Here is a 24,637-nt window from a genome sequence, read left to right as displayed (position 1 = left end):
ATGCCACGGGAGTCGGAATGAGCCTGGACAAACCACGCACGGTCCTGGTCTGCTCGTGCGAGCGGAGCATGCCACGCTTCGGCGCCAGCGTCGCCCGCGGATGCAAGGGCGCACGGGTCGAGGCGGGGGACCAGTTCTGCGGCGCGGAACTCGACCGGGTGCGCAGTGCCCTGAGCGGCGGCGAAGCAGTCACCATCAGCTGCACGCAGCAGGCGCCGCTTTTCGGCGACCTCGCCGAGGAACTCGGTTTCGCAGGCGATCTGGTTTTCGCAAACATTCGCGAGACGGGCGGCTGGTCGCAGGATGCTGCTGCTGCCGGCCCGAAAGCGGCGGCTCTGCTCGCCATGGCGGCCGAACCCGCTTCGCCACCCGCGCTGGTTACGCTTTCGAGCCATGGTGTCGTCCTGGTCTATGGCTGCGACGCCACGGCGATCGATGCGGGCCGGCAACTCGCCGAAAAGCTGGACGTCACTGTGTTGCTTAGCCGTCCGCGCGAAATCGCGCCGCACCGGGTCTGGGATTTTCCCGTCTTGCAGGGAACGATCCGGCAAGCGCGCGGCCATCTTGGCGCCTTCGAGCTGACAGTCGACGATTTCGCGGCGCCCAATCCATCTTCGCGCGATCGGCTTGGCTTTGGGATATCGCGGGATGGAGCGGTCTCGAACGCCGACATCATCCTTGATCTCTCCGGCGGAGCTCCGCTTTTCCCTGCTCATGAATTGCGCGACGGCTACGTGAAGGCCGATCCCGGCGATCGCGCCTCCGTCGCCGTTGCGATCGCAACGGCAGCCAATTTGGTTGGCGAGTTCGACAAGCCGCGCTTCATCGATTTCTCCGCCGATCTGTGCGCCCATTCGAGATCGCGCATCACCGGCTGCACCCGGTGCCTCGACCTGTGCCCGACTGGGGCGATAACGCCCGCCGGGAACCACGTCGCGATCGATGCGGAAGTATGCGCCGGCTGCGGCAGCTGCGCGGCGGCATGTCCCACGGGCGCTGCCGCCTACGCCGTGCCGGATGCCGAGTCGCTGCTTCGGCGGCTGCGGACGCTTCTTGTCACCTATCGTGAGGCGGGCGGCCTGGATGCGATTGTGCTTTTCCATGATCTCGGCCATGGCGAGCCGCTGATCGACGCACTTGCCCGCTTCGGCGCGGGTCTGCCCGCAAATGTGCTGCCGGTCGCGGTGAACGAGATAACCCAGTTAGGGATCGAGGCGTGGACCGCGCCGGTCGCCTGGGGCGCTTGCGCCGTAAGGGCGCTGTCGTCGGCCAAGCCAAGGCATGAGCTTACCGGAATTGCCGCAAACATCGCAATCGCCAATCTTTTGAGCCGGTCTCTCGGTTATGGCGCGGAGGTCTGCGGATTGATTGAAGTGGACGATCCCGACATACTCGCCTCGGCGCTCGACCTGATTACTCCAGATGTTGCGTCGCGGCGCCCGGCGGCATTCCTGCCGCTCGGCAAGAAGCGCAGCCTGCTGACGAGCACCATGCTCGAGCTCCATCGAGCCGCGCCGACGCCGGTCGACCGGGTGGCGTTGCCTGCTGCAGCTCCGTTCGGCGGCCTGGGCGTCAATGTCGACGGCTGCACGCTCTGCCTCTCTTGTGTCTCGGCCTGTCCAACCGGGGCGCTTTCCGACAGCGAACAGCAGCCGGCTCTGTATTTTTCCGAGAGCGCCTGCGTGCAGTGCGGCCTTTGCGCCGCGACCTGCCCGGAGAAGGTCATCACCTTGACGCCGCAGGTGGATTTCCAGGCATGGGGTGCTCGCAGCCGGGTCGTGAAGCAAGAGGAGCCGTACAACTGCATCCGCTGCGCAAAGCCGTTCGGCACAAGGAGCACCGTCGAGCGGATCGTCGCCAAGCTCGAAGGCAAACACTGGATGTTTGCAGGCGAGAACGCACGGCGGCTCGACCTTGTACGGATGTGCGACAATTGCCGCGTCGATGCGGCGATGAATGAGGGCTTCGATCCTTATGCAGGCCCTGGTCGCTCGCCGCCGCGAACCACTGAAGACTATCTGCGGGAGCGCAAGGCCTCGAGCGACAAGGCGGTCTGAGCCTTGGGCTGATCGCCCTCAAAAATGCGTTTTCCCGGCGATCGGGGCGGTGAGCCGGCTACGACGGTGACCAAAAAGGTTACACGATCAACACGCAAATAAACGGTTTCAGCAATCAAATCTTAGGCATAGCGTGACATGCTTGCCGCTCGGCTGACCACCGGGTGGCTCGAATGGATGTATGGGAAAGGGGGGCTTCAGGGCCCGTCGATTGGTAGATCGAACGCACCTCGACAGGCAGGACGATCCTGCCGTCACGGCGGAAGTTGAGCGACTTCTGGCGCAGCGCACGCGCGACATCCGGCTCAAAGGCGAGATCAAGCGCCTGTTTCAGGCACGTGTCTGGTCGCAAACGGCCAAGATCATCCGCGCCTGGATGACATGGGTGGCGTTCCTGGACGTCCTGACGCTGGCGCTCAACCTGGTGATGCTTCCAAGGTCGATCGCGCTATCCATGCTCTTGCCTGGCGCCATCATCCCTCCCGTCGCTGCAGCCGTGGTCCTTGTCTGGCGAAAACGGCGCCCGTCCTGGGTCCAGGGGGTTTCCCTGATCACAGGCATGTTCCTCATCCTGTTGTCGATCGTATTGGTCGGCGCAAGCGCCGGCGGCGAGTTCTACGAACGGCACTTGAACATCATGCTGTTCGTAGCGATTACCGCCATCATCATCTTCGGCGTCCCTCAGGCATGGACCGTGACGGTCGCGGCTTTGGCTCTCGGTCTCTATCTCGTCTTCCAGGTGCAGAACCCGGGCCTTGAGATTGGCAATGCGGTGGCTGCCACGTTGTTTTTTGCCAGCGGCATTCTCGCTACGGTCGCCGCGCGGCGTACGATGACAATTCTGGCTCAGAAGACTTTTCTGTTCGAGCTTCGAGACCGACACAGGGTTGCCGAACTGGCAGAAGCGAACGATCGGCTGGAGCTTCTGGCGAGAACCGATCCGCTGACTGGCGTCGACAATCGGCGCCGGATGACGGAAACGCTCGACCACGTCTGGGGCGGTGGCGGCAAATGCCCCGGCGGCGCCGCCATGCTGATGTGCGACATCGACGACTTCAAGAAGCTCAACGATCGTCTCGGTCATGCCGAGGGCGATCGTTGCCTCATCGAGGTCGCCCGCTTGATCCGGGAGAACGTGAGGCGCGATCGCGATCATGTTGCGCGCTACGGCGGTGAGGAATTTCTCGTGCTGCTTCCAAGTGTGAACGAGCAGGAGGCCGCCATTGTAGCCGAGCGAATTCGCGAGTGTGTGGAAGCTGCTCGTCTTCCTAATCCTGGATCCCGCGTGTCCCGCTATATCACCCTCAGCATCGGCGTGGCGGTCCAGGCGCCGGACCAGGCCATTTCGCCGGAGCAGCTCCAGCGCCAGGCCGATGAAGCACTCTATGTTGCCAAGCAGACCGGCCGCAATCGGGCGGTGTTCCACAGGCTGGAGTCATCGAGCCTTTTGGGCGCTCGGTCGATGCGGTGATGTCGAAGTTCAGTCGGTGCGTGTCTCGGCCTGAAGAAAGCGGATCAGGGCTGCCCGATCCTCGGCATTGCTGATCGTCTGTTCAGGCATCTTGGTGCCGGGGGTGTAGGCGTTCGGACCCAGCTCGAACAGCTCTGACACGGTTTCCGGTGTCCAGACGATGTCCATTTTCCGGAAAGCGGGCGAATAGTGGTAACCCGGCACGGACGCTATCTTGCGCCCGAAAATGCCATGCAGCGTCGGCCCGGCTCGATTGCCGTCGTTCGGGTCGAGCGTATGGCAGGCAACGCAGGCGCGAAATACTTCTGCGTCCGGATTGCCTGCGTATCTGGCCATCGGATCGGTCCTGCCTGCTGTAGCGGCTCCAAGACGCTCGCCCGTCTCGATGTTCCATTCCCGCACCAGATGGTCGGCGCCGCCAGCCAGAAGCGTCTTGCCGCCAGCCGCGAACGCAAGCGACCATACCGCCACGCCGGACGTGTCGAACGTGCGGATGGTGGAGAGGCTGATAGCGTCCAGCAACAGGATTCCATCACCGATGCCGGCGATGGCGAGATAGTTCGCGTCTGGCGTGGCGGCGAGAGCAGTCACCGGTTTGCCCAAGACCGGAACTTCCAGCTGCACTTTGCCGCGCCGGTCGAGCAGCCGCAGCTGCCCGTCAGCACCTGCGACGAACAGGCGGTCGCCGGACGCTCTTGCTAGCGCGTTGAGCGGCGTCGGCATGATGGCCCGAAGCGGAGCCGCCCCAGCCTGGCTCGGCCAAAAGATGACTGTCGCGTCATAGCCGGCGCTGACGAGGGTTGCGTCCGCCAGGAAGGCGAGCGCATTGACGTTTGCACGATGGCCTTCCAGGACGCGCGCTGGCCCACCGGCAAGCGGCCAGAGCCGGACGGTGGTGTCCCAGGACGCCGAAGCCAGCATCGATCCGTCGGGTGACAGTTCGAGGTCGGCGACAGGCCCGGTGTGACCCTCCAGGATGCGGGCCGGCTCGCCTCGACCGATTTGCCAGATCGCGATGCGACCATCCGCACCGGCGCTGACAAAGCGCCCGTTCGGCAATGCAGCGACGGCAGTTACCTCACCTTCATGAAAGAGCAGCACGTCGCGTGCTTCGCCGGTCTCAAGCGACCAGATGATTGCCTTGGTATCAAAACTGCCGGTTGCCACCGTTTTTCCGTCCGGTGCCACTGAAATCGCCCGCACCGGACCGCCATGCCCGCGCAGTTCCGCACCATGTGCCGTCGCGCCGGCGAGGAAAACCGCAGCGAGCAAAGCTGTTGCGAGCGTCTTATGCATTGCGCATCATACGTTTCCGTGTTCCGCTGGCGGGCAGCGTCTTTGCCGGGGAATAGCATGCGATCGCGACCCGACCAGCCGCACAGTCCAAGCTATTAGAGGCAATCCTATGACTCAAAACATGGAAACCGATGCCTTCAACGTGTCGATGCGCAAGTTCCTGAAGCAAGTCGGCGTCACCTCGCAGCAGGCGATCGAAAAGGCCGTGGCGGATGCGGGACTGAAAGGGCAGGGGCGCCTGACCGTGAGGGCCGTGATCACGGCCGAACGCGCCGGTCTGCACCACGTCGTCGAAGGCGACATCGACCTTGGCTGAACAGGTTCGGCGGTGCGCCCGGCGCTCCATCGACACCCCACATCAATGGAAGAATCGGACCTGCCCGGCCGGGTCGGTGTCATAGCCCGTGAGTTCTGCGGCGCGCTGAGTGAAGCTGTCCTCGGCCATGAGGCGGATCAGCGCCTGGATCGAAGGCTGGAAATAGGTTCGCTGCCGCATCAGCAGATCGAAATTCTCCCACGCCAATGACACGAATTTGAGGCCGGCGGCGCGCGCGGCGGCGCGTGTGGCAATGCCGCAATCGGCCCTGCCGGTCCGGATCGCGGCAGCGAGTTCCGGCCCTGTCAGGCATGGCGGCTCGAGCCGGTTCAACCGCCTCTGGCTGGCGCCGGCGCGGGCGACCAGGACATCCAGCAGCATTTGGGCTCCGGCCCCGACCTGGCGCATCGCGATCTTGGCGCCGCTTTCTAGGACATCGGCCAGGCTGTTGAGCGATCGGGGGTTGCCCGGCGGCAGCAGCAGCCCTTGTTCGCGCCGCGTGAAACCGATCAGCACCGCATCGTGCAGCCGCGGCATGGCGCGCGCGGCCTCCACATTCGGGTCGGCGGCATCACCGTGGAAATGGATCGCCGCAGCGGCAATCTCGCCACGCAAAAGACGCGCAACGCCGCCTGCCGTCCCCTCGGTCAGCGAGGCGAGGCCGGAGCCCGCCTGACGAAGGCTCCATTCAAGCAGGTCGTCCTGGCTGCCGCCGACTATCGGCGGCGGCTCGGGCGCAATCATTCCGTCGGGACGCGCCAATCCCGACAGAACCCACCGGTCGAGCTCGTTACGCGGAAACAGCCATTTGCCCGTCACTTTGCTGCACGGGATGCCGTTTTTGGCGATCAGCTCGTAAAGCTTGCGTTCGCCAAGGCGCAAATAGTCTGCGGCTTCTGCAGTCGTCAGCAAATCCATCCTGCAATCTTATGCATATTCCTGCGCAGTTTCAATTGTTTGACGAATGCGGAGTAAATGCAGCAGAAATAGCAGGACGACGCAGCGCAGGTGAAAGGGTATGTCAGAAGGCCTAAATGCATGGCAGCTTATCGCGAGTGGCGACGCGACGCTGATCTCGATAGTGCGGCTTTCGCTGACCATTACCCTGGCCGCCGTTGCAGTTGCGGCCGTCGTGGGGCTGCCGCTCGGGGCGTTGCTGGCACTGACCCGTTTTCCGGGACGTTCCGCGCTCGTCGTGCTTGTCAACGGCTTCATGGGCCTGCCGCCCGTAGTCGTCGGCCTGACCGTTTACCTGCTGTTGTCGCGATCAGGGCCGCTCGGCGCGTTCGGCCTGCTGTTCACACCGGCCGCCATGGTCATCGCGCAGGCGCTTCTCGTCCTGCCGATTATCGCGGCTCTGACGCGCCAGACCATCGAGGATTTGTGGCGCGAATATCGCGACGAACTGACGGCGATGGGCGTCGGCCCGACAGGCCGGGTGGCGACGCTCTTGTGGGACAGCCGTTTCAGCCTGATCACCGCAATGCTCGCCGGCTTCGGCCGGGCGGCCGCCGAAGTCGGCACGGTCATGATCGTCGGCGGCAATATCGAGGGCTTTACCCGAACCATGACCACCACGATCGCGCTCGAAACATCAAAGGGAGACCTGCCGCTCGCGATCGGGCTCGGCGTCATCCTGATCGGCCTCATTCTTGCCATCAATGCCGCTGCCTGGGGCCTGCGATTGTGGTCGGAGCAACGGGTGGCTTGATGATGCGGGCCGCGCTGACCGACCTTCCTCTCGTTCTGGACCGGGTCTCGCTCAGCGCCGGCGCCACGACCATGCTCGACCGCCTGAACCTGGCGATTGCTCCCGGTGCGCCGACACTGGTGCTCGGTCCCAATGGCGCGGGCAAGACGTCACTGCTTCGGGTTTGCATGGGACTTGCCGCGCCTTCCGCAGGAACTGTGAGCTGGGGTGGGCGCACCGATCGCGGCCTTGGCCGCCGGGCAATGCTGCTCCAGAAACCGGTGATGCTGCGCCGCTCCGTCGCCGCCAACGTGGCTTACGGACTGGCGCAAGCTGGCTGTCCGCGCCATCGTCGCGCGACACGCACCGAGGAACTTCTCGATCGTGTGGGCCTTCTGGGCCTGGCGGCGCGACCTGCGCGGCGCTTGTCCGGCGGCGAGCAACAGCGCGTGGCGCTTGCCCGCGCACTGGCGCGCGAACCCGAGGTCCTGCTGCTCGATGAGCCCACCGCCAGCCTTGATCCCGCTGCAACCCGCCATGTCGAGGAGATCATCCTCATGGCCTCCCAATCGGGCACCAAGATCGTCATGGCTTCGCACGATCTCGGTCAGGTGCGACGGCTCGCGGGAGATGTCGTCTTCCTCGTTCGAGGCCGACTGTGCGAGCACGCCAGCGCCGGTGTTTTTTTCGATCGCCCCTCATCCGCAGAAGCTGCCGCCTTCATCCATGGGGAGCTTGTTCTTTGATCGCGGAAATGGAGCTTCCAGTGCTGAACCGTCGACTGTTTACCGCAATTGCGGTCATCTTGACTTTCCTCGCCTCCAGCGGCGCATCGGCCAGCGCACAGGAACAGTCGATCGTCGTGGCCTCGACGACCTCGACACGGGATTCCGGCCTTTTCGACCACATACTGCCGTTGTTCACCACAAAGATCGGCATCGAGGTGAGGGTGGTCGCGCAGGGAACCGGCCAGGCCCTCGACGCCGGCCGCCGGGGAGACGCAGACGTGGTCTTCGTCCATGCCAGGGCGCAGGAGGAGAAATTCGTCCAGCAAGGTTTTGGCGTGAGACGCTTCGATGTGATGTACAATGATTTCGTCCTGATTGGGCCCAGAAGCGACCCGGCCGGCATCAAGGGTTCGCCGGATATCGCAGTCGCCTTGACATCGATCCAGAGCAAAAAAGCTGTTTTTGTTTCCCGCGGCGACAAATCCGGAACCCACTTTGCTGAACTCGGACTCTGGAAGGCGGCAGGTGTCGATATCGCGGCGGTGGGGGACCCCTGGTACAAGGAGATAGGGCAGGGCATGGGCGCTGCGCTCAACACAGCCAGCGCCATGGATGCCTATGTGCTTTCCGATCGCGCCACATGGCTGGCGTTCAAGAACCGCGGCGAACTGGAGATCGTGGTCGAAGGCGACAAAAGGCTGTTCAACCAGTACGGCGTCATCCTGGTGAACCCCGCGAGGCATCCGAACGTCAAGGCCGAACCCGGGCAACGCTTCATAGATTGGCTGATCTCGCCGGAAGGACAGCAGGCGATCGGCGAATACAATATTGACGGCCAGCAACTGTTCTTCCCGAACGCTGAGCAGAAGCGCTCCTGAAGTCGGTTGCAAAGCGGTTCGCATCTGCCCCATCATCGGACATGATGAGAATGCAGCCTTCCGTCGGCGCGCTGACCGGTCTCGAAGCGGCTCTCGCCGCACTCCTCGACGGAGTGGAGCCGGTTGCGCCCACTCTTTTGCCGCTTGACCAGACGCTTGGGAAGATCGGCGCCGCCATGCCGCCCCGGGCACGCGCGCATCCCATCCGCGACACGGCAACGACAGACGGCTGGGCGTGCCGCGCGCTCGATCTTGCCGGTGCGTCGGCCTATTCGCCGCTGCCGCTGATGGCAATGCCGGTCTGGATAGAGGCAGGCGGCGCCATGCCGGAGGGATGCGATTGCGTTCTCGATGCCGATCTCATCGATTGCAGCGGCCCGATGCCCCAGGCGCTCGATGAAGCGGCACCGGGCCAAGGCGTGCGACGCGCCGGCGAGGACATGGCGGCGGGCCGACCGCTCATCATTGCAGGGCACAGGCTGTCGGCCGCTGACCTCCTGACAGTGCGAAGCGCAGGGATTGGTGAAATTGCGGTGCGGATGCCGCAGGTGCGCCTGATCGATGTCGCCGCCCCAACGAGCGATACTTTCACGGGCCATCTTGTCGCCGACCTCGCAAGAGCTTCTGGCGCGACGGTGTTCGATATCGAAACGGTTTCGCGCGACGCCAAATCCGTCGCCCAGGCGCTTGGCAATGCAGCCGGCGATCTGATCATCCTGATTGGAGGCACTGGTGCGGGGCGCGCCGACGCTACAGCCGATGCGCTTGCCGCGCGTGGGGCGCTCATCGCCCACAACATAGCGCTACAGCCCGGCCGAACCGCGGCGATCGGACGGCTCGATGCGGTTCCGATCATTGCTCTGCCCGGCGCGCCCGATCAGGCTCTTGCCGCCTTTCTGGCGCTGGTTCAGCCGGCTATCGATCGCCTGACGGACAGGAGCGCCCGGCGACAGACGGTCCTGGCGCTGGAGCGGAAAATCTCGTCCACGGTCGGACTGGCCGAGATCGTCCTGCTGAACCAGCAACAAGACAGATGGCGGCCGCTTGCGATAGGAGATTTTTCGCTGGAGGCGATCCGCCTGGCGGATGCATGGCTTGCCATTCCAGGGGGCAGTGAGGGTTGGGCCGCGGGAACACCTGTCGGCGCCTTTGTGTTCGACGATCCCAGATGAGTCGGTGATGACCAGATCCACCCGCCCAGATACCGGCCAGGAGCATACCGGCCAGGAGCAGTTCCTGACGGTCCTGTCGCGCGACGAGGCGCTCGCCCGTTTCGAGGCGGTGCTATTTCCCAGGACGACCCCGACCGAAGAACTGATGCTGGCGGATGCGCTTGGGCTGCCGCTTGCCGATGATGTCACGGCTCCGATCGACGTGCCGCCCTTCGACCGTTCGAACGTCGATGGTTTTGCCGTGCGCGCCGCCGACATCGCCACCGCGTCGGAGGCGCTTCCTGCCAGGCTCCTGCTCAACCGCGAAACCATCGCCTGCGGTGTCGCCCCGCAAATCCCTGTGCTCGCAGGCACCGCCACCTCGATCGCGACGGGCGGGCCGGTGCCGCGCGGCGCCGATGCCATCGTCATGGTGGAGCACACACAACCGGCCGAAGGCGATGCCATCGAGGTCAGGCGCGGAGCCTCGCCCGGCCAGTTCATCTCGCATGCCGGATCCGACATTGCCCGCGGTGAGGTTTTGCTGCGCGCCGGAACGGTGATCGGCTCGCGTGAAATCGGCATGCTTGCCGCCTGTGGAATTGCGCTGGTGACGGTGGCGCGCAAGCTGCGGGTGGCGGTTTTGTCGACCGGCGACGAACTTGTCCAACCAGGCGACACCCTGCGACCCGCCGGCATTTACGACGCCAATGGCGCAATCGTCAGCGCCGCGATAACCGAAAATGGCGGCCAGGCGAGCTTTCTCGGCGCCTATCCGGATGACGAAGCCACACTCGAAGCCGCCATGCGCGAGGCGCTGGCGGCGCATGACGTGCTGATACTGTCGGGTGGGACGTCCAAGGGCGCGGGTGATGTCAGCCACCGCATCGTGGACCGTCTCGGCGCGCCCGGCATCGTTGCCCATGGCGTGGCGCTGAAGCCGGGAAAGCCGCTTTGCCTCGCCGTCTGCGACGGCAAGCCGGTCGTCGTGCTGCCGGGATTCCCGACTTCGGCCATGTTCACTTTCCACGACATGATCGTACCTGTGCTGCGCCGCATGGCGGGCCTGCCGCCTCGGACCGAAGCGAAGCTCGCGGCAAAGGTCCCACTGCGCATTCAGTCCGAACTCGGCCGCACGGAGTTCGTGATGGTGTCGCTGGTCGAGGGTGAGCAGGGGCTGGTCGCCTATCCCACCGGCAAGGGCTCGGGGGCGATAACGTCCTTTGCCCAGGCGGACGGCTTCATCAGCATCGAAGCTCTAGCCGACAATATGCCTGCCGGAAGCGAGGCGTCGGTGACGCTGTTCACACCGCACGTCCGTGTTCCCGATCTCGTGGTGATCGGCAGCAACTGCACCGGCCTTGATCTTGTCGTGGGCATTCTGTTTCGCGCCGGCCTGACGGTGCGGTCCATCGCGGTCGGCAGCCTGGGCGGCCTGGCCGCGGCCAGGCGAGGCGAGTGCGATATCGCGCCCATCCACCTCTTCGATGCCAAGACGCAAAGCTACAATGCGCCGTTCCTGAGCGAAGGCCTCGAACTCGTGCAGGGATGGCGACGCATGCAGGGCATCGTCTACCGCCCGGGCGACGTGCGCTTCCAGGGGACCGACCCGGAGGAGGCGGTGCGAGCCGCACTCGCCGATCCCAATTGCATGATGGTCAACCGCAACCAGGGCTCGGGCACGCGCATCCTGATCGACCAACTGCTTGGTCCGGCGCGTCCCGACGGATATTGGAACCAGCCCCGCTCGCACAATGCCGTCGCGGCGGCCGTCGCACAGAACCGAGCAGACTGGGGCGTCACCATTGCGCCGGTGGCGCGCTCAGCCGGGCTCGGCTTCATTGCGTTGAAGGAAGAGCATTATGATTTCGCGCTGGTCTCTGCCCGCAAACAGCGACCCGCGGTGCAGGCCTTCCTAACCGCGCTCGCTTCGCCTGGATTCAACGAGGCGGTCGAGCGCATGGGTTTTACCCGACCTGGCCAAGTGTGAGATATCCGGGTTAAGGGTCGACAAGGTGCCCAACCAGCCGTTCGGCCTCGGCAAAGTCTTCGACCGTGTTGACATTGAAGAAGGGATCCACCGGCTTGTCCGGCCAGGACTGGGTTGCAACCTTGTAGCGAGCCGTCCACAGGTCGATCTTGCGAACGTCCTCTTCGACCAGTGCATGGCGTAGCGCATCGCGCATCGCCACTTGCCACAGCCCGATGACAGGATGCGTCCGACCCGCTGACATCGCCACCGCCAGATCCGCAGCTTTCGCCATGCGCGCCCGATGCAGCCGTTCGACGAGGTCGCGCGGCAAGAAAGGACAGTCGGCTGCGACGCTGACGATCCATTCGACATCGGGCCTGTTCGCCGCGGTCCAGTCGAGGCCCGCAAGCACGCCGGCAAGCGGGCCCGGATAATTCTCGACCGGGTCGGCGACGACTGGTAGGCGAAAGCGGTCGAAGCGGGCAGGGTCGCCATTGGCGTTCAGCAACAGCCCGTCGCATTGCGGGCTGAGGCGCTCGAGGACACGCTCGAGGATGGTGAGTCCGTCGATCCGACGCATCGATTTGTCGCCACCGCCCATGCGCCGGGCGAGCCCCCCGGCGAGAACGACGCCCAGGGTCGGCACCTTCTCATTCGCCATCGGCTCATTCGCCATCGGCAGCTCCCTTGCGTCTGTGACGCGGTGCTTCCTCGTCGACGGAAGCGAGGTCCTGGTCGAAGACGATGCGGTCCGCGCCCGACAGCACGGCGAACCGCTTGCCGCGCGCCCGACCGACGAGCGTCAGGCCGGCCTGACGCGCCAAATCCACCCCCCAGGCGGTAAAACCCGAGCGCGAGACGAGGATCGGAATGCCCATTCGAACCGTCTTGATCGTCATTTCCGACGTCAGCCTGCCCGTCGTGTAAAGGATCTTGTCGGCCGGATCGATGCCCTGGCGATACATCCAGCCGGCGATCTTGTCGACGGCATTGTGGCGCCCGACGTCCTCCATGTAGCAGATCGGCGTGCCTTCCCTGCAAAGCACGCAGCCATGAATCGCGCCCGCTTGGAGATAGAGCGACGGCGTCGTGTTGATCGTGCGGGTCATTTGGTAAAGCCAGGAGGTGTGCAGCGCGGCTGGCGGCAGAGTGATATCGAGCGCCTCGAGAAGATCGCCGAACGCCGTCCCCTGCGCGCAGCCTGAAGTCTGCGTCCGTTTCCTGAGCTTTTGCTCGTAATTGGTGTTGCGCTCGGTACGAACGACCACGACCTGCACGTCGTCGTCATATTGGACTTCGGTTACGACGTCGTCGGATTTGAGCATGTTCTGATTGAGCAGGTAACCCAGCGCCAGATATTCGGGGTGGTCGCCGATCGTCATCATCGTGACGATCTCCTGGGCGTTCAGATAGAGCGTCAGCGGGCGTTCAACGGGGACGCGGATTTGAATAGCGGCGCCCGTATGATCGATGCCGCTGACCTGTTCGGTCAATCGGATGTCATCCGGGCTCGGCATGATGATGGCGGGGTCTGGTCTGGTTTTCATCTGCTGCATGGCGCTCTCTTGAAATTGCAATCCCGCGGGCCGGAGTGGACGCGTTACCTCCGGCTTGACCTGCACTATATAGCCTGTTCAAACCGATGCCGGTCCACAAAAGCGCGCACAGGCGCAGACTGGGCTTGCCGGATGGCGCCGAGCTGCCGGCTCGGCCAGATCCATAGAGGCTGAAGGCTCGATGGCGCAACTTTCAGATGACTGCTTCGCTTTCGGCGGCCCGATGCGATCGCTCGATGATACAGCCGCACTGATTGCTTCACGGCTGACCGTCGTCGACGAGACCGAAACCGTCCAGCTGGCGATTGCCGATGGGCGCGTCCTGGCGAGTGATCTGGTGGCGCCGCTGCCCCTGCCGCCTTTCACCAACTCAGCCGTCGACGGCTATGCACTGCGCGGCGACGACCTGCCGGGAACCGTTGAAAAAGCCTTGCCCGTGAGCGGCAGGATCCAGGCTGGGACGGCGCCGGATCGGCCCGCCGCGCCCGGACAAGCCATACGCATCTTCACCGGCGCTCCGCTGCCGAAGGGGGCAGACACGGTCTACATGCAGGAAGATGTCCGTGTCGACGATAGCGGCAGGGTCATTCTTCCACCCGGCCTGAAAAGAGGGGCCAACGTGCGGCCGGCGGGCGAGGACGTCGCAGCAGGCAAGGTGGTCCTGCAGGCCGGCCAGCGCATGCGCCCGCAGGATGTTGCGCTCGCCGCGGCGCTCGGCATGACGCAGGTCGATGTGCGGCGCAAAATTCGCGTCGCGATCTTCTCGACCGGCAACGAGATCGTCGCGCCGGGAAAGGTCCGGGGACCGGCCCAGCTTTTCGATTCGAACCGCTTCATGCTGATGGCCATGCTCGCAAGATTGGGCTGCGAGACCACCGATTTGGGCATTCTGACAGACGACAGCAGCCTGATCGCGGATGTGCTGAGCGAGGCTGCGCCAGGGCAGGACCTGATCCTGGCGTCCGGCGGGGTCTCGACCGGGGAGGCCGACTGCGTCAAGGCCGGCGTCGAGCGTGTGGGCACCCTGGTCTTCTGGCGGGTGGCCATAAAACCCGGCCGGCCAGTCGCCATGGGGGTGATCCGGGGAACAGCCTTCATTGGGCTGCCCGGCAATCCGGTGGCGAGCTTCGTCACATTCGCCCATATTGCGCGCGCCGCGATCCTTGCGCTGGCCGGCGCACGGCAGCAGCCACCAATTTCGCGGCCTGTGCGGGCCGCCTTTTCCTATCGCAAAAAGCCGGGGCGACGCGAATATGTGCGGGTAAGCCTGCGTGGGACGCAGGACGGCACATATGAAGCCGTCAAATTCCCGCGCGAGGGCGCTGGCATGCTGTCTTCATTGGTTCAAACGCACGGCCTTGTCGAACTCGGCGAGGAAATAGCCGAGGTCGAGCCGGGCCAGACCGTTCAGTTCCTTGCCTATTCGGACCTGTATTGACGAACGCCGTCGAGCCGGTGGGCATGCAGTATGCCAAAATGCGGTGCGACGCCTGGCCGCTCTCAACTGCAGTATACCCTGGGTCGGCGACCGTTGACGACCGGTAAGCGGTCCGCCATGGTGCGCCACCATGACGACGAGACAGCTCGATCTGACGGGATTGAAATGTCCCTTGCCGGCGCTGAAAACCCGCAAGGCGCTCAGCGGCCTAAGCCCAGGCGAGCGCCTTGAGGTCCGTTGCACCGATCCGCTGGCAGCCATAGACATTCCCAATCTGATCAACGAAATGGGCGACCGCCTGGAGGCGATGCAACGGCAGGGAGACCACATCGTTTTCTTGATCGAGAAGGCGCAAGCTGCCCCGGTATAGGCCGTGCGACAAATCAGGGCGCAGATCAGTTCTGTCGCGGCGCCCCGGCCATGCTAAAAGTGCCAGACCGGCCTTTGGTTCAATTGTGTGCCACGTCGTTTTGTGTGCCAAGTCCTTGATCCAAGGTGCGCCGGGCTGAAGGCGGCTCACAGCCACATTGGTGGCGGCAGCCGCCTTCCTCAGACGAAGGGTCCGGGTGGAGAGAGAATGACAAAGCAGCAACGGCGAGGCCCCGATCGCGGACCCAAAGGGCGGGCGCTGGATGATGTTGCCCTGGCCGAGGTCCGGGAACTTCTTGGCCAGCGCGAACGCCGCCGGGATCTGTTGATCGAATTCCTGCATTTGATCCAGGACCGCTACGGTTGTCTGTCGGCCGCGCATCTGCGCGCGCTTGCCGAAGACATGCGCCTGTCCCAGGTCGAGGTTTACGAGGTCGCGACCTTCTACGACCATTTCGATATCGTCAGGGAAGGCGAGGCGAGGCCCGCGCCGCTGACAATCCGGGTGTGCGAATCGATAAGCTGCATGCTGGCGGGCGCCGAACACCTGATTGGCGAACTGGCCGCCGACGCCGACCCACAGACAATCCGCGTCATGCGCGCGCCCTGCATGGGCCGCTGCGCCACAGCGCCGGCGGCGCGCATTGGCGACCGTGAGGTCGACCAAGCCAGCAGCCATTTCCTCATCGATCTGGCTCGCTCGGGCGATACGAAGGTTGTCGTGCCCGATTATGTTGGCCTCGATGCCTATCGGGCCGCTGGCGGCTATCAGCTTTTCCGGAAGGTGAAGGCGGGCGAGATCGGCATTGACGCTATCATCGACACCATGGAGCACGCCGGTCTGCGCGGCCTCGGCGGCGCCGGCTTTCCGGCCGGCAAAAAATGGAGCTTCGTGCGCGGCTATCCAGGGCCGCGGCTGATGTCGATCAATGGCGACGAAGGCGAACCCGGCACTTTCAAGGACCGCATCTATCTCGAAAAGGATCCTCACCGCACCTTCGAAGGGGCGCTTATCGCCGCCCACGCAGTCGAAGCCGAACGCATCTATTTCTACATGCGCGACGAATATCCGGCGGTGCTCGCCATATTGCGCACCGAGATCGCGGCGCTCGAGGCAGCCGGCATCGTCAAGCCCGGTTTCATCGACCTGCGGCGCGGCGCCGGCGCCTATATTTGCGGCGAGGAAAGCGCGATGCTGGAAAGCATCGAGGGCAAGCGCGGCATGCCCCGCCACCGGCCTCCCTATATTGCCGAAGTCGGACTTTTCGGACGCCCGACACTCAACCACAATGTCGAGACGCTGTGGTGGATTCGCGACATCGTCGAGAAGGGCCCCGAATGGTTCGCCGCGCAGGGCAAGCCCGGCCATCAGGGAATTCGCTCCTGGTCGGTTTCCGGGCATGTGAAGGAGCCGGGTGTCAAGCTGGCCCCGGCTGGCGTCACCGTGCGCGAACTGATCGAGGATTATTGCGGCGGCATGGCAGACGGGCATGAATTCAAGGCCTATCTGCCAGGTGGAGCCTCGGGCGGCATCCTTCCGGCGTCGATGGGCGACATTGAACTCGATTTCGGCGGCGAACTCGCCAAACAGGGCGCCTTTGTCGGCTCACATGCTGTGGTCGTGCTTTCGCAAGCCGACAACATCAGGGATGTGACCCTCAATCTCATGAATTTCTTCAAACACGAGAGTTGCGGGAAATGCACGCCGTGCCGGGAGGGAACCGAAAAGCTGGTAACGCTCTTGAAAGAGAAGGGCGTGCCGGATGAGACGGCGATGCGCGACCTTGAAACAGTGATGCGCGATTCCTCCATTTGCGGTCTCGGCCAGGCGGCGCCCAATCCGGTCAATCACCTTTTGACGCATTTTAGGGATGATCTTTGAAATGGCAGATGGCGTCATATTCACTCTCGACGGCAAGACGGTCACAGCCGCTGACGACGAGACGATCTGGGACGTTGCAAAGCGCGAAGGCACCAGGATTCCGCATCTGTGCCATGTCGACATGCCCGGCTATCGGCCGGACGGCAATTGCCGCGCCTGCATGGTCGATGTCGAGGGCGAACGGGTGCTTGCCGCCTCCTGCATCCGCAAGCCTTCCGCCGGAATGGTGGTGAAGACGGATACAGAACGGGCTACGAAATCGCGCCAGATGGTGTTCGAGCTTCTCGCCAGCAACATGCGGCCGGCGGCCGACGGTCCGGATCAGCAGTCGATGTTCTGGCAGTGGGCTGGTTCGATGGGCATTTCCGGCGGTCGCTACAGCTCTAAATTCGCCACCGATGATGTCCGGCCAGAATTCGACATCACCAATCCCGCCATTGCCGTCAATCTCGACGCCTGCATCACTTGCGGCGCCTGTGTCCGGGCCTGCCGCGAGGTCCAGGTCAACGATGTGCTTGGCATGGCCGAGCGCGGCAACCACTCGCTTCCCGTCTTCGACATGCACGATCCGATGGGCCTGTCGACCTGTGTCACCTGCGGTGAATGCGTGCAGGCCTGCCCGACCGGCGCGCTCTACGAAAAGTCGCTGATGGATGATGCAGGCAAGACCCGGGTCATCCAGGAATTCGACAAGGTCGTCGACACGCTGTGCCCGTTCTGCGGCGTCGGTTGCCAGACCAGCGTTGCGGTCAAGGACAACAGAATAGTTCAGGTCGATGGCCGCAATGGCTATGCCAACGAGAACCGGCTCTGCGTCAAGGGTCGTTTCGGCTTCGATTATGCGATGTCGCCTGAACGCCTGACCAAGCCGCTGATCCGCCGCGACGATGCGCCGAAGTCGGGCGATGCCGATATGCGCGGCGTCGATCCGCTGACCGTTTTTCGCGAGGCTAGCTGGGAAGAGGCGCTTGCGCGTGCCGCCGGCGGGCTGAAGACGATCCTCAGGGATCATGGCGGGCAGGCGCTGGCCGGTTTCGGTTCGGCGAAAGGCTCGAACGAAGAGGCCTATCTGTTCCAAAAACTGGTGCGCCAGGGTTTTGGCACCAACAATGTCGACCATTGCACGCGGCTTTGCCACGCATCCTCGGTGGCGGCGCTGATGGAAGGCGTCGGTTCGGGTGCGGTTTCGGCGCCCTTCAACGACGCGCTGAAGGCCGAATGCATCATCGTCATCGGCGCACGGCCGACCACCAACCATCCGGTCGCCGCGACCTATTTCAAGCAGGCGGCCAAGCGCGGCGCCAAGCTGATCGTCATGGACCCACGCGGCCAGGACCTGATGCGCCATGCGTCGCATTCGCTGCGATTCAAGGCTGGCAGCGACGTCGCCATGCTGAACGCGCTGATCCACGTCATCGTCGAGGAAAAGCTCTACGACGAGCAATATATCCAGGCCAACGCTTCCGGATTCGAGGCCCTGAAGGCCAAGGTGAAGGATTTTTCGCCCGAGGCGATGGCCGAGGTCTGCGGCGTCGAGGCCAGCGTGCTGCGCGACGTCGCCCGCACCTATGCGACCGCCGAGCGGTCGATCATCTTTTGGGGCATGGGCATTTCCCAGCACACACACGGAACCGATAATGCGCGATGCCTTATCGCTCTGGCGCTGATCACGGGACATGTCGGCCGGCCGGGAACGGGCCTGCACCCACTGCGCGGCCAGAACAATGTGCAGGGCGCATCCGATGCCGGGCTCATCCCGATGTATTTTCCGGACTACAGATCAGTCGAGAATGTCGACATCCGCGGCCAGTACGAGAATTTCTGGGGCCAGACGCTCGACCCGAAACGCGGCCTGACGGTCGTCGAAATCATCGACGCCATCCATGACGGCGAAATCAAGGGCATGTACATACTGGGCGAGAACCCGGCCATGTCCGATCCGGACCAAACCCATGCCCGGCAAGCACTGGCCATGCTCGACCATCTCGTGGTGCAGGACATCTTCCTGACCGAGACCGCCTGGCACGCAGATGTGGTGCTGCCAGCCTCGGCGCATGCCGAAAAGCTCGGCACCTACACCAACACCAACCGGCAGGTGCAGATCGGCCGGCCGGCGCTCGACATGCCGGGCGAAGCCCGCCAGGATTGGGAACTGATAGTCGAACTGGCGAGGCGCATCGGTCTCGACTGGAACTATAACCATGTCTCCGAGGTCTATGCGGAAATGGCGGCCGTGATGCCGTCCTTGAAACATATCTCCTGGGACCGCATCGAGCGCGAAGGTTCGGTGATCTATCCGGCCGACGGCCCCGACAAGCCTGGCAATGAGATCATCTTCTCGTCCGGATTCCCGACTGCGGACGGACGCGGCCGCATCGTGCCGGCCGATTTGCTGCCGCCTGACGAAGTGCCCGATGAAGAGTTTCCACTGGTGCTCACCACCGGCCGCCTGCTCGAGCATTGGCACACCGGCTCCATGACCCGCCGGGCGGGCGTGCTGGACGCGATCGAGCCACAGGGCATCGCTGCGATGAACCCTTACGAGATCAAGCGGCACGGCCTGCGCCAAGGAGAGATGATTGCGGTCGAGACCCGGCGCGGGACGGTAGACGCCATCCTCCGCGCCGACCGGGAAGTCGCCGACGGTACGGTATTCATGCCGTTCTGCTTCAACGAAAGTCCGGCCAACGCGCTCACCAATCCGATGCTGGACCCCTACGGCAAGATCCCGGAGTTCAAATACTGCGCCGCGCGAATTGCGCCGGCGGCGAAGGCCGAAGCTGCCGAATAAACCAGTACCGCGCCATCTGCGAACGGTTGCCCGCAGCCGCACGGGGTAATCCATGCGCTAACGGGGGTTCTCCGAGCGGTTTGTCTTGCGCCACTCCTCGTACTCCCCGCGGGCATCGTCATGCAGCGGATAGTAGCGTTGCAACGGCCCGCCCTCCATCAGCTTCACTCGCGAGAATTCCTCCCAATCGTGATGCTTCTGTGATTCTTCGATCACCTTCGCGGCCATTGCGACGGGAAGCACCACCACCCCGTCGTCGTCGGCGACGATGATGTCGCCGGGGATCACCGTGACACCGCCGCAGGCAATCGGAACGTTGACGGCATTGGGATAGATGCTGGTCTGCACATGATAATTCGGCGTCCAGCCGCGCAGCCAAAGCGGCAGATCGAGCTTTTCAACATTGGGCCGGTCGCGCATGCATCCATCGATGACGATGCCGGCGCCGCCCCTGCCTTTGAAATACGTCGACATCATATCGCCGAAGACGCCCGAGCTCATGTCGCCGCGCGCGTCGACCACGACCACATCGCCCGCCTGCACGTGATAAAGCACGTGCCGATGCAGCTGCGTCTCCGGATCGGCATATTCTCCCTCGGTGAACAGGTCCGGCCGCTGTGGCATGAACTGCAGCGTCAGCGCCGGCCCGACGATCGACTTGCCGTGGTTCTGCGCCACCGGTCCGACCATGTGCGGATTGCGAAAACCCATGTGGCCAAGCGTGCCGGCAACCGTCGCGGCGCCGATCCCGCTGAGCGCGTCGATCAGGTCTTTTGGCGGCCGCGTGATGTCGGGAGCATGTGTCATGTTGGACTCCGGTTGAAAGGCAACTACCAGTTCGTAACAGAACCGTCGCGGCGCTTAAGGTGAGGCGCTTCCCAGAAACGAAAGCTCGCCGCCTGGATCGCCGCCTCGTTGACCTCGACGCCGAGCCCCGGCAGGTCGCCGACCGGATAGTCGGTCCCGTCGAGCCGTGGTCGCACGGGGAAGAAGTCTGAATTGTCGAAGCCAAGCTTAGTTTCGGGTTCCCTGGTCTCGAGCCACGCGAAGTTGGGTACCGCGGCGGCGAGATGCACGGTCGCGGCCGTGCACACCGGACCAAGCGGATTGTGCGGCATCAGGTCGACATAGTGCGCCTCGCTCCAGCCAGCGACTTTCATCGCCTCGGTAAGCCCGCCGACATTGCAGACATCGAGCCGGTTGAACTGATGAATGCCGCGCTCGATGTAGGGCAGGAACTGCCACTTGCTGGAAAACTCCTCGCCGATGGCAAAGGGGATGTCGGTCATCGTACGCAGCGACTCGTAGGCCTCTGGTGTCTCGTCCCGTATCGGCTCCTCGAGGAAATCAAGCACGCCGCGGCCGAGCTTGTTGCAGAAGCTCGCCGCCTCGGCCACCGACAACCGATGGTGATAGTCGATGCCGAGGACGACGTCGTCGCCCAGCGCCTCGCGCGCCCGGTTAAGGATACTGGCGGTAGTGCCGATCGACTCGCGCGGCTCGAAGATGTCCCTGCTGTTTTGCCCGGCGGGGAAGAAGCGGATCGCCTGCCAGCCCTGTGCGCGCAGCTCGCGGGCGCGTTCGATGGCAGCGTCACCTTCGGCCTCGTCTCCGGTCGAGGCGAAGGTGGGGATGCGGTGGCGCTGCTTGCCGCCCAGCAACTCGTAGACCGGCACTCCCAGCGCCTTGCCCTTGATGTCGTGAAGGGCGATGTCGATGGCGGAAATCGCCGCCTGCAGAACACGTCCGCCTTCGAAGTACTGGCTACGATAAAGCTCCTGCCAGATCCGGCCGATCTGCATCGGGTCGCGGCCGATGAGAAACTCGCGATAGTGCTCGACCGCACCGGCCACCGCCTTCTCGCGACCACTCAAGCCGCTCTCGCCCCAGCCGAAGATGCCCTGGTCGGTCTCGACCTTGACGAGCATCTGGTTGCGCGTTCCTACCCATACTGGATAGGGCTTGATCGCGGTGATCTTAAGCTTCGTAGTCATGCGCGCCCACGTTCCAAACGCATCCCCCTGTTTCAGTTGGCGCCCTGTTTCAACTGGCGCCTTGTCTCAGTTGGCCGTAAGGGCCATTTCGGTTTCGCCGTCGAACAGATGCATCCGCTCCTGGTCGAACTCGAGCCAGATCCGTTCATCGGGCGCGACTGCAATGTTCGGTGGCACGCTGACGTTGACGATGGCGCCGGACAGGAACGCCTGCACGAAGGTGACGTCACCGGTCGGCTCCACCGTGTAGGCCTTGGCCGGAATGGCACCGGGGACCGCGCAGTTGCGCAGCTTGATCGTCGAGTGACGTGCGCCGAGCACGACTTTCCTGGTCGTTGCCCTTGCGACCTTCCGGGCGTTGCGCGGCGAGAGCTCAAAGCTCCAGCCCTCCGCGCTGGTCAACACAGCGTTGCCGTTTGCCGTCGATGCCTGCAGCGGAATAAGGCTCATCGCCGGGCTGCCTATGAAGCTGGCGACGAACATGTTGACGGGATGGGCAAAGACCTGCGCCGGTGAATCATATTGCTGCAGGTAGCCGCCGTTCATCACCGCCATCTTGTCGGCCATGGTCACGGCTTCGAGCTGGTCGTGCGTCACATAGATGATCGTTGCCTTGAGGTCCTGGTGGAAGCGCTTGATCTCCGATCGCATCTGCACGCGCAGCTTGGCGTCGAGATTGGAGAGCGGCTCGTCCATCAGGAACACGGCGGGGTCGCGGACAAGCGCACGGCCCAGGGCCACCCGCTGCTGCTGCCCACCCGAAAGTTCGCGCGGCTTGCGCTCGAGCAGGTGCGTCATGTCGAGCACTCGCGCCGCTTCCTTGACCTTCTTGTCGATCTCGTCCCTGGGCAGTTTTCGCATCTGCAGCGGGAACGCCAGGTTCTTGTAAACCGATTTCTGCGGATAGAGCGCGTAGTTCTGGAACACCATGGCGATGTCCCGGTCCTTGGGGTCGAGGTCGTTGACCACCCGGTCGCCGATGACGATGTCGCCCGATGTCATAGGGATCAGCCCCGCGACGAGATTGAGCGTGGTTGTCTTGCCGCAGCCTGAAGGGCCGACGAGCGCAACGAACTCGCCGTCATTGACCGTCAGCGACACGTCGTTGACGGCTTTGAAGCTGCCATAGGATTTTACGAGATCTTTGAGGACCACGTGGGCCATCGGCAACTCCCTAGTGCTTGACCGCGCCTTCTGTAAGGGCGCGTACGAAGTATCGTTGCAGGACGAGGAACAGCACGACGACGGGCACGCTCATCATGAAACTGGCCGCCATCAGGCCCGGAAAGTCCGTCGTATTTTCCGAGAAGAAGCGCTGGATGCCGACCGGCAGTGTCAACTGGTCGTTCTTGGTGAGGAAGGTGTAGGCGTAGATGTACTCGTTCCACGCGCCAATAAATGAATAGATCGCGGTGGCGATGATCCCCGGCGTCGAGAGCGGCATTACAATCAAGATGAAGGCCTGGAACCGCGTTGCCCCATCGATGCGCGCCGCCTGCTCGAGCTGCACCGGAATGTTGTCGTAAAAGCCCTTGAGCAACCATATCGCCAGCGGCAGGCCGAAGGTGAGATAGGTGAGAATCAGCGAGCCATGCGTGTTCATCAACCCGAGCAGGCGCATCAGGATGAACAGCGGCACGAGAAAGATCACCGCCGGGAACATGTTGCGCAGCAGCACGGCGAAGAACAGGAAGTTCCGGCCGGGGAAACTGAAGCGCGAAAACGCGTAGGCCGCAGGGACGGCGACGATCACCGAGAGGATTGTCGTGACGGTCGACACGAAAAGGCTGTTCCAGAAGAAGCGGAGGAAGTCCTGGCCGACGCTGTTCTGGGGATCGAGCAGCTTCTCGTAGCTGGCGAGGGTAGGTTCGTCCGGCCACCATTGCGGCGGGAATTGCAACGCCGCGAACCCGGACTTGATCGAGGTGATCAGCATCCAGATCATCGGCACCGCGGTGTAGAGCAGCATGAACGCGAGGAAGATGCGCCCGGTCCACCGCCATCCGTCGACGCGCATCCGGCGACGGCTCAGGGCTCGCGGGGCGGTCTCGGCAGTCGTGCTCATGCGTTCCCCTCCTGCCGCTCGTTACCGCTTAGCGCACGGACGTAGAAGTAGCCGAGCGTCATCAGGGTGAGGAACAGGAGCACCGAATAGGCAGATGCCACACCCCAGCGCTGCCGGCCGAAGGCGAGCTCATAAATGTGGGTGATCCAGATATGCGATGCGTTGGACGGCCCGCCGCCGGTCATGATCCAGGGGATGATGAAGGAATTGAAGTTGGCCACCGCGAGCAGCAGGATCGTCACCGTCGAGACGTTGCGCAAGTGCGGGAAGGTGACGTGCCAGAAGCGCTGCCAGGCGCTGGCGCCGTCGACCTGCGCGGCGCGCAGCAACTGCTCGGGCACGGTCTGCAGGCCGGCCATCATCATGATCATGGCAAACGGAAACTCGCGCCAGATATTGACGACGATCAGGGAAGGCAGAACCGTGTTGACGCTGTCGATGAAATTCGGCGGTCGGTCGGCCAATCCGAGGCCGACCAGCACCGCACCGATGATCCCGAAGTCCGAATGATAGATCCACTTCCAGATATAGGAGGCGGCGACCGCGCTGATGACCCAGGGAATGATCAGGATTGCGCGCAGCACACCGCGGCCGACAAACTCGCGGTGGAGCGCCAGCGCGGTGGCAAACCCCAGGACAAAGGCAATCAAGGTGGAGCCCAGCGTCCAGATCAGAGTGTTCCAGGTGACTCTCCAGAACACCTCGCTGGTGAGGATGGTCGTGTAGTTGTCGAAACCGATGAAGCTCTTGTCGCGAAGCTGCAGGCCAGGCGGCGTCTTGAAGAACGACAGCTCGATCGAGTAGTAGATCGGATAGGCGATGACGACGAGCATCACGGCGATCGCAGGGAGCACATACGCGTAGTCAGCGCGATGGTCCCATATCTCGCGTAGCACGCCGGACCTGCCGGATTGCAATCTTCGGCGAGCCTCGGCCTTGCCGGTCACGATCGTCACTGTGGCGCGCCCTTATTTCTTCTGAAC

The 24,637-nt window shown here is 63.5% G+C and carries 21 protein-coding genes; 12 read left to right on the top strand and 9 right to left on the bottom strand.

The features are described 5' to 3' along the window. The first annotated feature begins 17 nt into the window (after positions 1–17). Together AC0L18_RS05065 and AC0L18_RS05060 are read left to right on the top strand one after the other, a co-directional pair. Complete coding sequence (locus tag AC0L18_RS05065) at positions 18–2,057, top strand: 4Fe-4S binding protein (protein WP_473490874.1); 2,040 nt, start codon at positions 18–20, stop codon at positions 2,055–2,057. A gap of 211 nt (positions 2,058–2,268) precedes the next feature. Next, positions 2,269–3,528 (top strand): GGDEF domain-containing protein, encoded by a 1,260-nt coding sequence (locus AC0L18_RS05060; RefSeq protein WP_236473696.1) that lies wholly within the window; start codon positions 2,269–2,271, stop codon positions 3,526–3,528. A gap of 9 nt (positions 3,529–3,537) precedes the next feature. Here AC0L18_RS05060 and AC0L18_RS05055 read toward each other — a convergent pair whose 3' ends face one another. After that, on the bottom strand, positions 3,538–4,824 hold the full coding sequence (locus AC0L18_RS05055) for a hypothetical protein (RefSeq protein WP_473490873.1): 1,287 nt from the start codon (positions 4,822–4,824) through the stop codon (positions 3,538–3,540). 109 nt (positions 4,825–4,933) lie between these two features. Here AC0L18_RS05055 and AC0L18_RS05050 point away from each other — a divergent pair, with 109 nt between their 5' ends. Next, complete coding sequence (locus AC0L18_RS05050; RefSeq protein WP_031254328.1) at positions 4,934–5,140, top strand: DUF6494 family protein; 207 nt, start codon at positions 4,934–4,936, stop codon at positions 5,138–5,140. Positions 5,141–5,182: 42 nt separating this feature from the next. Here AC0L18_RS05050 and AC0L18_RS05045 read toward each other — a convergent pair whose 3' ends face one another. Continuing rightward, positions 5,183–6,058: a substrate-binding domain-containing protein gene (locus AC0L18_RS05045; protein WP_473490872.1), complete on the bottom strand. Its 876-nt coding sequence runs from the start codon at positions 6,056–6,058 to the stop codon at positions 5,183–5,185. Between the two features lie 100 nt (positions 6,059–6,158). Here AC0L18_RS05045 and AC0L18_RS05040 point away from each other — a divergent pair, with 100 nt between their 5' ends. From AC0L18_RS05040 to AC0L18_RS05020, 5 genes are read left to right on the top strand one after another with little or no spacing between them, the layout of a single operon-like run. Then, entirely contained in the window at positions 6,159–6,851 is a 693-nt protein-coding gene (locus tag AC0L18_RS05040; protein ID WP_128173391.1) for an ABC transporter permease, read from the top strand. A 2-nt stretch (positions 6,852–6,853) separates the two neighbouring features. After that, positions 6,854–7,576 carry an ATP-binding cassette domain-containing protein gene (locus AC0L18_RS05035; protein ID WP_473490933.1) on the top strand — a complete coding sequence of 241 codons (723 nt, stop codon included), beginning with the start codon at positions 6,854–6,856 and terminating at the stop codon, positions 7,574–7,576. A 20-nt stretch (positions 7,577–7,596) separates the two neighbouring features. Next, a complete protein-coding gene (locus AC0L18_RS05030) occupies positions 7,597–8,436 on the top strand; it encodes an ABC transporter substrate-binding protein (RefSeq protein ID WP_473490871.1) in 840 nt (279 codons plus the stop codon). Between the two features lie 50 nt (positions 8,437–8,486). Next, complete coding sequence (locus AC0L18_RS05025; RefSeq protein WP_473490870.1) at positions 8,487–9,608, top strand: molybdopterin-binding protein; 1,122 nt, start codon at positions 8,487–8,489, stop codon at positions 9,606–9,608. Between the two features lie 7 nt (positions 9,609–9,615). After that, a complete protein-coding gene (locus AC0L18_RS05020; protein WP_473490869.1) occupies positions 9,616–11,577 on the top strand; it encodes a molybdopterin biosynthesis protein in 1,962 nt (653 codons plus the stop codon). 10 nt (positions 11,578–11,587) lie between these two features. On the opposite strand, the gene mobA is transcribed toward AC0L18_RS05020, so the two are convergent. Both mobA and fdhD read right to left on the bottom strand, forming a co-directional pair. After that, positions 11,588–12,235 carry a molybdenum cofactor guanylyltransferase MobA gene (gene mobA, locus AC0L18_RS05015; protein ID WP_473490868.1) on the bottom strand — a complete coding sequence of 216 codons (648 nt, stop codon included), beginning with the start codon at positions 12,233–12,235 and terminating at the stop codon, positions 11,588–11,590. Beyond that, entirely contained in the window at positions 12,225–13,115 is an 891-nt protein-coding gene (gene fdhD / locus AC0L18_RS05010) for a formate dehydrogenase accessory sulfurtransferase FdhD (protein WP_473490867.1), read from the bottom strand. The genes mobA and fdhD overlap by 11 nt, the downstream gene beginning before the upstream one ends. Positions 13,116–13,296: 181 nt before the next feature. On the opposite strand from fdhD, the gene AC0L18_RS05005 reads away from it, so the two are divergent. The 4 genes from AC0L18_RS05005 to fdhF all read left to right on the top strand — a co-directional run bounded on the left by AC0L18_RS05005 (position 13,297) and on the right by fdhF (position 19,595). After that, positions 13,297–14,553, top strand: a complete 1,257-nt coding sequence (locus AC0L18_RS05005; protein WP_473490866.1) for a molybdopterin molybdotransferase MoeA — start codon at positions 13,297–13,299, stop codon at positions 14,551–14,553. 130 nt (positions 14,554–14,683) lie between these two features. Next, positions 14,684–14,923, top strand: a complete 240-nt coding sequence (locus tag AC0L18_RS05000; protein ID WP_473490865.1) for a sulfurtransferase TusA family protein — start codon at positions 14,684–14,686, stop codon at positions 14,921–14,923. Positions 14,924–15,130: 207 nt separating this feature from the next. After that, the gene (locus AC0L18_RS04995) at positions 15,131–16,804 is read left to right on the top strand and encodes an NADH-ubiquinone oxidoreductase-F iron-sulfur binding region domain-containing protein (RefSeq protein ID WP_473490864.1); all 1,674 of its coding nucleotides are present in this window, start codon (positions 15,131–15,133) and stop codon (positions 16,802–16,804) included. A gap of 1 nt (position 16,805) precedes the next feature. Further along, positions 16,806–19,595 (top strand): formate dehydrogenase subunit alpha, encoded by a 2,790-nt coding sequence (gene fdhF, locus AC0L18_RS04990; protein WP_473490863.1) that lies wholly within the window; start codon positions 16,806–16,808, stop codon positions 19,593–19,595. Positions 19,596–19,652: 57 nt separating this feature from the next. On the opposite strand, the gene AC0L18_RS04985 is transcribed toward fdhF, so the two are convergent. The 5 genes from AC0L18_RS04985 to AC0L18_RS04965 all read right to left on the bottom strand — a co-directional run bounded on the left by AC0L18_RS04985 (position 19,653) and on the right by AC0L18_RS04965 (position 24,610). Next, positions 19,653–20,402, bottom strand: a complete 750-nt coding sequence (locus AC0L18_RS04985) for a ribonuclease activity regulator RraA (protein WP_473490862.1) — start codon at positions 20,400–20,402, stop codon at positions 19,653–19,655. A 23-nt stretch (positions 20,403–20,425) separates the two neighbouring features. Beyond that, complete coding sequence (locus tag AC0L18_RS04980; RefSeq protein ID WP_473490861.1) at positions 20,426–21,589, bottom strand: mandelate racemase/muconate lactonizing enzyme family protein; 1,164 nt, start codon at positions 21,587–21,589, stop codon at positions 20,426–20,428. A 66-nt stretch (positions 21,590–21,655) separates the two neighbouring features. Further along, on the bottom strand, positions 21,656–22,753 hold the full coding sequence (locus AC0L18_RS04975) for an ABC transporter ATP-binding protein (RefSeq protein WP_473490860.1): 1,098 nt from the start codon (positions 22,751–22,753) through the stop codon (positions 21,656–21,658). Between the two features lie 10 nt (positions 22,754–22,763). Then, the gene (locus AC0L18_RS04970; RefSeq protein WP_023797625.1) at positions 22,764–23,654 is read right to left on the bottom strand and encodes a carbohydrate ABC transporter permease; all 891 of its coding nucleotides are present in this window, start codon (positions 23,652–23,654) and stop codon (positions 22,764–22,766) included. After that, on the bottom strand, positions 23,651–24,610 hold the full coding sequence (locus AC0L18_RS04965) for a carbohydrate ABC transporter permease (protein ID WP_473490859.1): 960 nt from the start codon (positions 24,608–24,610) through the stop codon (positions 23,651–23,653). The genes AC0L18_RS04970 and AC0L18_RS04965 overlap by 4 nt, the downstream gene beginning before the upstream one ends. Positions 24,611–24,637 lie beyond the last annotated feature (27 nt).

This window comes from Mesorhizobium sp. WSM4819 (assembly GCF_055811215.1).
This window is presented reverse-complemented; position numbering and strand designations above follow the sequence as displayed.

Coding starts and splice junctions, on each gene's coding strand:
- AC0L18_RS05055 (WP_473490873.1), bottom strand. CDS start 4,824: ATGCATAAGACGCTCGCAACAGCTTTGCTCGCTGCGGTTTTCCTCGCC.
- fdhD (WP_473490867.1), bottom strand. CDS start 13,115: ATGCAGCAGATGAAAACCAGACCAGACCCCGCCATCATCATGCCGAGC.
- AC0L18_RS05045 (WP_473490872.1), bottom strand. CDS start 6,058: ATGGATTTGCTGACGACTGCAGAAGCCGCAGACTATTTGCGCCTTGGC.
- AC0L18_RS05020 (WP_473490869.1), top strand. CDS start 9,616: ATGACCAGATCCACCCGCCCAGATACCGGCCAGGAGCATACCGGCCAG.
- AC0L18_RS04980 (WP_473490861.1), bottom strand. CDS start 21,589: ATGACTACGAAGCTTAAGATCACCGCGATCAAGCCCTATCCAGTATGG.
- AC0L18_RS05025 (WP_473490870.1), top strand. CDS start 8,487: ATGCAGCCTTCCGTCGGCGCGCTGACCGGTCTCGAAGCGGCTCTCGCC.
- AC0L18_RS05000 (WP_473490865.1), top strand. CDS start 14,684: ATGACGACGAGACAGCTCGATCTGACGGGATTGAAATGTCCCTTGCCG.
- AC0L18_RS05065 (WP_473490874.1), top strand. CDS start 18: ATGAGCCTGGACAAACCACGCACGGTCCTGGTCTGCTCGTGCGAGCGG.
- AC0L18_RS04975 (WP_473490860.1), bottom strand. CDS start 22,753: ATGGCCCACGTGGTCCTCAAAGATCTCGTAAAATCCTATGGCAGCTTC.
- fdhF (WP_473490863.1), top strand. CDS start 16,806: ATGGCAGATGGCGTCATATTCACTCTCGACGGCAAGACGGTCACAGCC.
- AC0L18_RS05005 (WP_473490866.1), top strand. CDS start 13,297: ATGGCGCAACTTTCAGATGACTGCTTCGCTTTCGGCGGCCCGATGCGA.
- AC0L18_RS04995 (WP_473490864.1), top strand. CDS start 15,131: ATGACAAAGCAGCAACGGCGAGGCCCCGATCGCGGACCCAAAGGGCGG.
- AC0L18_RS04970 (WP_023797625.1), bottom strand. CDS start 23,654: ATGAGCACGACTGCCGAGACCGCCCCGCGAGCCCTGAGCCGTCGCCGG.
- AC0L18_RS05035 (WP_473490933.1), top strand. CDS start 6,854: ATGCGGGCCGCGCTGACCGACCTTCCTCTCGTTCTGGACCGGGTCTCG.
- mobA (WP_473490868.1), bottom strand. CDS start 12,235: ATGGCGAATGAGCCGATGGCGAATGAGAAGGTGCCGACCCTGGGCGTC.
- AC0L18_RS05050 (WP_031254328.1), top strand. CDS start 4,934: ATGACTCAAAACATGGAAACCGATGCCTTCAACGTGTCGATGCGCAAG.
- AC0L18_RS05040 (WP_128173391.1), top strand. CDS start 6,159: ATGTCAGAAGGCCTAAATGCATGGCAGCTTATCGCGAGTGGCGACGCG.
- AC0L18_RS04985 (WP_473490862.1), bottom strand. CDS start 20,402: ATGACACATGCTCCCGACATCACGCGGCCGCCAAAAGACCTGATCGAC.